6 protein-coding genes and 1 pseudogene are annotated in these 8,293 nt (G+C 65.6%); 4 read left to right on the plus strand and 3 right to left on the minus strand.

Annotated features, from left to right (window positions below):
* From QH276_RS04265 to QH276_RS04280, 4 genes and pseudogenes are all read left to right on the plus strand, one after another.
* Positions 1-517: pseudogene (locus tag QH276_RS04265) on the plus strand (hypothetical protein); the annotation flags it as partial.
* A gap of 151 nt (positions 518-668) precedes the next feature.
* Positions 669-1,655, plus strand: a complete 987-nt coding sequence (trxB, locus tag QH276_RS04270; RefSeq protein ID WP_280398932.1) for a thioredoxin-disulfide reductase — start codon at positions 669-671, stop codon at positions 1,653-1,655.
* A gap of 42 nt (positions 1,656-1,697) precedes the next feature.
* Complete coding sequence (gene trxA / locus QH276_RS04275) at positions 1,698-2,030, plus strand: thioredoxin (protein WP_280398933.1); 333 nt, start codon at positions 1,698-1,700, stop codon at positions 2,028-2,030.
* Between the two features lie 176 nt (positions 2,031-2,206).
* Positions 2,207-3,400, plus strand: coding sequence for an N-acetylmuramoyl-L-alanine amidase (locus QH276_RS04280; RefSeq protein WP_280398934.1), 1,194 nt, complete (start codon positions 2,207-2,209; stop codon positions 3,398-3,400).
* Positions 3,401-3,420: 20 nt separating this feature from the next.
* On the opposite strand, the gene QH276_RS04285 is transcribed toward QH276_RS04280, so the two are convergent.
* The 3 genes from QH276_RS04285 to QH276_RS04295 form a co-directional block, all read right to left on the minus strand.
* Positions 3,421-4,146 carry a GNAT family N-acetyltransferase gene (locus tag QH276_RS04285; RefSeq protein WP_280398935.1) on the minus strand — a complete coding sequence of 242 codons (726 nt, stop codon included), beginning with the start codon at positions 4,144-4,146 and terminating at the stop codon, positions 3,421-3,423.
* A 216-nt stretch (positions 4,147-4,362) separates the two neighbouring features.
* A complete protein-coding gene (locus QH276_RS04290) occupies positions 4,363-5,379 on the minus strand; it encodes a ParB/RepB/Spo0J family partition protein (protein WP_280398936.1) in 1,017 nt (338 codons plus the stop codon).
* A gap of 47 nt (positions 5,380-5,426) precedes the next feature.
* The gene (locus tag QH276_RS04295; RefSeq protein WP_280398937.1) at positions 5,427-6,383 is read right to left on the minus strand and encodes a ParA family protein; all 957 of its coding nucleotides are present in this window, start codon (positions 6,381-6,383) and stop codon (positions 5,427-5,429) included.
* Positions 6,384-8,293 lie beyond the last annotated feature (1,910 nt).

Here is an 8,293-nt window from a genome sequence, read left to right on the forward strand (position 1 = left end):
GGTGCCGGGGTTCGCCGGTCTGTCCGCCGCCGACGACACCCGAGCCACGCCGGCGGCAGGGTCCGGCGAGGTGCGGCCGATCTCCCTGGCCGATCGCCGGCGCCGGCGTATCGCCGCCACGCTCGCCGCCGCCGCGGTGATCCTGATGTGCGCGACTGCCGCGTTGTTCGCCGGCATCCGCACCGAGCCCGATACCCGGCCGACCGCCGCACCCACCGGCACCGAGCACACCGGACCGGGCGCCGAACTCGATACCGCGGTCGCGCTGCGCGCTCTGGGCCGCCACGATGTACCCGGGCGACTGGCCGATCCTGCCGCTCTCCGAGCATGTGTCCGAGCGGCGGGTATCGACCGGCCCGTACTCGGGTCCACGGAAATGACCTTCCGCGACCGTGACGACGCGGTGCTGATCCTCGTCGGCGGGCGAAACGGTGCGCAGATCACCGCACTCGTGGTCGGACCGGGCTGCGCTCCCGGCAACCCCGACCTGCTCTCGCCCATCACCGATATCGGCTGAATCGCCGGGGCGCCGAAACCTCGCGGCCCGGCTCGACGGCCCCGGACAAGCGCCCGGCGCAGGGTCCGCGGATAGGCAGCCCCCGGGGAACAAAGCGCGTCTACGCTGTTGTTGACCGAATCGACCCCATCAGCTTCTCCGGAAGGGCCCCATGAGCACGCCAGTTCGCGACCTGATCATCGTCGGCTCCGGACCGGCCGGATACACGGCCGCCGTGTACGCCGCCCGCGCCGAACTCGAGCCGCTGGTTTTCGAGGGCACCCAGTTCGGCGGTGCGCTGATGACCACCACCGAGGTCGAGAACTTCCCCGGCTTCCGCGACGGGATCATGGGCCCCGACCTCATGGAGCAGATGCGCGAACAGGCCAAACGCTTCGGCGCCGAAATCCGCACCGAGGATGTGGACGCCATCGATCTGAGCGGCCCGGTGAAGAAGGTCACCGTCGGTGACGATGTCTACGAGGCGCACGCCGTGATCCTGGCCATGGGTTCGGCGGCCCGGTACCTGAACGTCCCCGGTGAACAGGCACTGCTCGGCCGCGGCGTCAGCGCCTGCGCCACCTGCGACGGGTTCTTCTTCAAGGGCCAGGACATCGTGGTGGTCGGCGGCGGTGATTCGGCGATGGAAGAGGCGATCTTCCTCACCAAGTTCGCCTCCAGTGTCACCATCGTGCACCGGCGCGACGAGTTCCGGGCGTCCCGCATCATGCTCGAACGCGCCAAGAACAACGACAAGATCCGCTTCCGCACCAACGCCGAGGTCACCCGCGTCCACGGTGAGACCAGCGTCACCTCGTTGACGTTGCGCGACACCCGTACCGGCGAAACCGCCGAACTCGCAGCCACCGGGCTCTTCGTGGCCATCGGTCACGACCCCCGCAGCGAGCTGGTGCGCGGCCAGGTGGAGCTGGATGCCGAGGGTTACGTCGTGGTGCGCGAACCGGGAACCGAAACCACCGTCGAAGGCGTTTTCGCGGCCGGTGATCTCGTCGACCACACTTATATGCAGGCGATCACCGCCGCCGGCACGGGCTGCCGGGCCGCGATCGACGCCGAGCGCTGGCTCGCCGAAAAGGGCGATATCACCAGCAATACGCTTCCGAACGCCGACCGGCCGGTCGCCGTCGCCGGCAACTGAGCACCCTGGCAACTCGCTGCCCGGAGATCAAGGAGAACACCCATGTCCGAGTCCACCAACACGGTCACCGTCACCGACACCTCGTTCGCCGACGACGTACTGCAGAGCGAGAAGCCGGTGCTGGTCGATTTCTGGGCCACCTGGTGCGGGCCGTGCAAGATGGTAGCTCCGGTACTCGAGGAGATCGCGGGCTCGCATGCCGAGAAGCTCACCGTGGCCAAGCTCGATATCGACGCCAACCCCAACACCGCTCGCGATTACCAGGTGATGAGCATCCCGACTATGATCCTGTTTGCCGGCGGCAAGCCGGTGAAACAGATCGTCGGAGCCAAGGGTAAGGCCGCTCTCCTGCGGGAAATCGAAGACGTTATCTGAACGTCTCGAATAGGCCATCCGGCGTCCGTCACGCAACGACGCGCCGTACTATGCCCTGACCACAATTGTCGAATTCCGGTCCGGGTCTGACAGAATCGACCACGCTCCGTCGTGCGAGGGTGTACGCCATCGCATGAGTGGGTACCCGGGATTGACGGAAGGAAGGGCCCTCACGCATGCACCGACTTCGTCACGGCGACACCGGTCCAGCCGTAGCAGAGGTTCGGAGCACCCTGGCGAGTCTGGGGTTCCTGCACGCGCACAACGGCGCGCAGGCCAATGGCGCGGACGAGTACTGGAAAGACACCGAAGCCACTTTCGATTATCAGCTCGACTCCGCGGTGCGTGCCTTCCAGCAGCACCGCGGACTGCTGGTCGACGGTGTGGTCGGTCCGGCCACCTACCGGGCGCTGAAAGAAGCGTCCTATCGTCTGGGTGCCCGTACCCTCATCTACCAACTGTCGGCGCCGCTGTACGGCGACGATGTGGCGACGTTGCAGCGCCGGCTACAGGACCTCGGCTTCTATGTGCACCGCGTCGATGGATTCTTCGGCCCACATACGCACGAGGGGCTCACCTCGTTCCAACGTGAGATCGGTTTGGCAGCCGACGGTATCTGCGGTCCGGACACCCTGCGTTCGCTCGAACTGCTCGGTGCCCGGGTCACCGGCGGTAACCCGCACCGGATCGCCGAGGAAGAAGTGGTGCATCGGGCGGGCCCGCAGCTCACCGGGAAGCGGATCGTCATAGATCCGGGTCTCGGCGGATCCGATCGTGGTCGTGCGGTACCCACCGAGTTCGGCGATGTCTACGAACAGGAGATCCTGTGGGATCTGGCCAGCCGGCTGGAGGGCCGGATGGCCGCCACCGGAATGGAAACGTTCCTGTCCCGCCCGTGGGGGAGCAACCCCACCGATGTCGAACGCGCCGAGACCTCCAACGCCTTCGACGCGGATCTGATGATCTCGCTGCGGTGCGCGTCGAATTCCAGCCCGATGGCCAACGGTGTCGCCGGGTTCTACTTCGGCAATTCGCACGGTTCGGTGTCGATGATCGGGCAGGTGCTGGCCGGGTTCATCCAGCGTGAGGTGGTTGCCCGGACCTCGCTACAAGACTGCCGCACCCATCCGCGGACCTGGGATCTGCTGCGCCTCACCAAGATGCCGACCGTCCAGGTGGACCTGGGGTACGTCACCAACCAGTACGACGCCTCCGTACTGGCCGATCCGCGAATGCGCGATGTGATCGCCGAAGCGATCCTGATCTCGGTGAAACGTCTGTACTTGCTGGGTCAGGACGATCAGCCCACCGGCACATATACTTTCGCCGAACTGCTGGCCGAGGAACTCGCAGCCGCCGACAGCGGCTAGCGAATCCCCCGGCCGCTACCTCAAAGGGTGAGTATCCGGGTCGGGACGGTCATCGACGCGGCGGCCAGGAGCTGGTCGAGGGCACGTTCGACATCCTCTTTCCAGCCGTGATCGGTATCGAGTTCCAGCCGCAACCGCGGGAAACGGTGATGCGGTGCGATCACCTCGAACCCGACCTCCTGGAGGAAATCGGCGTCGATCATGCAGTTCTCGGGACTGCAGCCCAAGACCGATCGCCGGGCACCACGCCCGGGCACGCCGATCCGTTCCATCAAGCGCATAGTGCCCGTCGGCCGGTCGGAGAGGGCGGTGCTCGTCGACGCGCCGCGGATTCCGAACGCTTCGAGGGCACGCACGCCGCGACGGACCAGGTCGGTGACGACGGCCTGCACCAGCCGGTAGGCGATATCACCGTCCAGGTCGGGGTATTCGGTGCCGAGTGTGGTGAGCAGAACCGCGTCGGGGCTCACCGGCGAAGTGGGGAAGAGGCCGGCGCGCGGCACCACGCCGGGCGGGGCGTAGAGCGCGCAACCGACAGTTTTCTCGTCGATGGTGGCGAGTTGCCCGCACGACCCCCATTCGAGCATCACAGTGGAGATCCAGGCTTCTTTCTCGAACACCGGATCACTGAACTCACAGGAGTCGGCGGCCACCGCCGGATCGATCTCCCAGAACACGCAGCGGCGAGCATGCGCCGGGAGCCGGCTGATGCTTTCCAGGGTTAATCCTGTGACGCTGGTCGACACCGCTCTGCTCAGCCTCCAGCTATCCGATTCGTCTACGCTCACGCCGCATCAATGGTTTCTCGCCAGCAAGAATATGCGATCAAACGAACCCGCCTCATTTCGCGTCACTAGATCTTCGGTCCAGGCAATGCTCCGGGTCACGTCCCCCAGTTCGGCCACTGTCACAGTGACGTTTTCTATCCGGGGGCTGGGTTACTCCGAATACAAGCCGAAATTTCAGTTGTTCAGCGAAGTTTGCAGCATCATCCCGACGATCCGTTCCAGATCGTCGACCGACCCGAACTCGACCACAATCTTGCCCTTCCGCTTCCCGAGACTCACCGAAACCTGCGTATCGAACGACGACGAGAGCCGATCGGCAACGTCCTGTAATCCGGGGGAGTGGATGGGCGGCCGACGCGGCGCGGGTGGCTTCGCCGGTTCCTGCTCGCGGTTGGCGAGCTTCACCGCTTCCTCGGTGGACCGCACCGAAAGTCCTTCGGCGACGATCCGGGCGGCCAGCACCTCCTGCGCATCGGCGCCGCCCTCCAGACCGAGTAGGGCGCGCGCATGCCCGGCCGACAGCACCCCGGCCGCGACCCGCCGCTGCACCGGGATCGGAAGTTTCAACAGGCGGATCATATTGGTTACCACGGGCCGCGAACGGCCGAGCCGGGCAGCCAGCTCCTCCTGCGTCACCCCGAACTCCTCCAGCAGCTGCTGATATGCGGCGGCCTCTTCGAGCGGGTTCAGCTGCACGCGATGGATATTCTCCAGCAGGGCGTCGCGCAGCATCGCATCGTCGTTGGTTTCGCGGACGATGGCCGGGATGGCCTCCAGGCCCGCCTCCTGGCAGGCCCGCCACCGCCGCTCACCCATGATGAGCTGATAGCGGTCACTTCCGGGCTCCAGTTCGCGCACCACGATCGGCTGCATCAAACCGAATTCGCGGATGGAATGGACGAGTTCGGCCAGCGCCTCATCGTCGAAATACTGGCGCGGCTGCTTCGGGTTGGGCTCGATCTTGGCGGGCGGGATTTCCCGGTAGACCGCATTACCCGCGCCGGCCAGCTCCGGGACCTCGCCGGGGTCGGGGACCTGATGCAGATAGGTGGACGCGGGACGCGGGCCGGGATCCAGGCCGATCACCGCGTTCGCGGCCTCCGTACCCAAACCGCCCGCGACGGGCGCCGGTCCGGTCGGGATCAACGCCGCCAGACCACGTCCCAGCCCACCCTTTTTAGACTGACTCACCGGCCTGCCCTTTCCATTGCCCGCATCCACAGCCATGCCCGCTCCGTTCACTGCGCACCGTCCGTCAGCACAGCGGGCCGGGTCGCGCCGCGCGCGGCGATCTCTCGCCCGGCATCCAGATAGCTGAGGGCGCCACGGGAACCCGGATCATAATCGAGGACCGTCATGCCGTAACCGGGCGCTTCGGAAACCTTCACGCTGCGCGGGATCACCGACCGCAGGACCACGTCCCCGAAATGACTGCGCACCTCTTCGGCCACCTGATCCGCCAGCTTGGTCCGGCCGTCGTACATCGTGAGCACCACGGTCGATACATGCAACTCCGGATTGAGGTGGGACTGCACCAACCCGATATTCCGGATCAACTGGCCCACCCCTTCGAGCGCGTAGTACTCACACTGGATCGGGATCAGCACCTCACGGGCGGCCACCATTGCATTGATGGTGAGCAGACCGAGCGAGGGCGGGCAGTCGATCATCACGTAGTCGATGTCGTATCCCGCGAGATTGGCTTCCTGGATCGCCCCCTTGAGCCGCGCCTCCCGCGCCACCATCGATACCAGTTCGATTTCGGCGCCGGCGAGATCGATGGTCGCCGGGATGCAGAGCAGATTGTCGCTGTGCGGGCTCTGCTGGATTGCATCCTGGACCTTGATCTCACCGATCAACAGTTCGTAGGTCGACGGAACACCCGAATGATGTTCGACCCCGAGTGCGGTACTGGCATTGCCCTGCGGATCCAGGTCGATCACGAGCACCTTCATCCCCTGATGCGCCAGGGCGGCGGCCAGATTCACCGTCGTCGTAGTCTTTCCGACGCCGCCTTTCTGGTTGGCTATGGTGATGATGCGTTGCTCATGAGGTTTCGGCACTGTCACCTTTCCTGGATGCATTAGCTGGCTTGCGCGGTGCGCCTCGGCGGCGATCGGCGTCTCGGCAGGGGAGATGTGCCCATACGGTGTGCTACCGAATGCCTCCGGGCCGATATTGCTGCCATCCAGCATTCCCGGCACGCGCGATGTTTCCCGTGAAACATTCGCTGAACCGTTCGACATAGACCGCTCCTAACGCGAGAACTGCAAGATCACGTGGCCTGACAGACGCCGGCGCCGTGTCGTCGAAACAAGCCGTGCTGGATCGAACAACGATCCACGACCAGGACCGCGGCATCCGTACGGACGGGCGACTTCGCAACGCTGCGTGGTCACGCGAAGTACCTCCTCCGACGCGGACACTGAGCCGCCGGTCGATCGAACGGAGCTTCACGCTGCAACACCGAGAGACCTCCGCGGCACCGAAGCTCACGCCCGACGCTCAATAGCTTGCCAGCAGCGGGCCCGAGAAGAAAGCTGAATCGCTGCGACGCGCCCGCGACACGCGGAACTCGTCCGAATTCATCGCCCGGAAACCCGTTCGCGATTTCGCGCGCGGGCCGGAGCCTGGATGTTTCACGGGAAACATCGACGCGCTCGGCGCCTACTGTGCCTCCTGCTGCGAGTGCGACTCCTGCTGCGACTGCGACTCCGACAGCGACAGCGACAGCGACAGCGACAGCGAAGACTCCACCCTCGACCTCGTGCAGTGCATCGCCCGCTGGTCGCGAAACAAATTCGGCGGGCGTCCACCCGCTGCGGACGATGAGGCACGCCCCGACCACTCCGACCAGAACCGAACCCCGGCACGCCTGCCCAGCTCACCTGCCGTCGGCGTCGACCTCCGCGAGATTGCCGAGCTGTTGACCTTCCTGCTGCGCAACAAGAGGTTGGGGTGGCGGTCGCCCGCCGCAAGACCGACGCGTCCGATCGAGGTATCCGCCCTCCTCCCACCTCCGCCTCTGCCACGGCGCCGTCGCATCGCGGCACCATCCCACTCCCGTTCATCGCGAACCCACGCCACCCGACCCTTTCGAGTCGACACCGACGACGACGGCTCGAAGGCCACTGTGTTGACCATGTGTCATAACCGTTCGTATCGGCGGAGCGGTCCTAAAGAATCCATGTTCCGTTGGTCCCGCCCGGCGATCAGCTGCACCGCGATACCCGTAGAGGCTCCGTTCGACGTCGCCGACCACGCTCCGTCCACGAGCGATGTTTCCCGTGAAACATTCGGGTGAGGTGCATGGTCGGCGCGACGGGCGCTGCATCCCGTCGGTAGTCACAGACCGGTACGGCCCGAATACGGTCAGAGCTCGGTGCTGGTTGTGCCCACCAATCTCCATCAACCTTGTCGGATATCCCAGGGCGCGCCGCCGGAGAACAACTGACCGGCACCACAGCACACCCGATCGCCGAGAAGCTCGGGGACGTTCTTTGTCTTCCGAACTCGATACCGAATGCCGTCGCGCCGCGGAGTGGCTCAGTAGACACCCTGAGCCCGCGACGGACTACATTCGGCGAGCGCTACCAGATAGTCCAACGAACGAGAAACGTTCAACCCATCGGGGAGTGGTGGATCAGACCGGAGCGCCTCAACCATCCGCAGTTCTCCGCCGAACCGGAGGCACGATGCCGCTCGGAGTAGAGCACCAGCAAGTCGCGACCCATCCGGCGCCAACGAGCCGGGTCCCGCCACGACCGCAGGAGGCGGCCCCGAATCTCACCCACCCGTCCGCTTCCCACTAACTCCGCACGGGGGGCACAGCCGGCCGCCGCACTCGAGGAAGCCGCCGATGTTTCACGGGAAACATCGATCCGTAATCCACTCGACGCACGGCGCCGCAGGAGTAGCACAAGGCGAAGAACCACCTCTCAGACCCGGCGCATCAAGGACCACAAAACACAAAGAGCACTCCGGCACTCCGGCACTCCGGCACTCCGGCACTCCGGCACTCCGGCACTCCGGCACTCCGGCACTCCGGCACTCCGGCACTCCGGCACTCCGGCACTCCGGCACTCCGGCACTCCGGCACTCCGGC

Origin of the sequence: Nocardia carnea (genome assembly GCF_029869215.1) — a bacterium.
GTDB classification, from domain to species: domain Bacteria; phylum Actinomycetota; class Actinomycetes; order Mycobacteriales; family Mycobacteriaceae; genus Nocardia; species Nocardia carnea_B.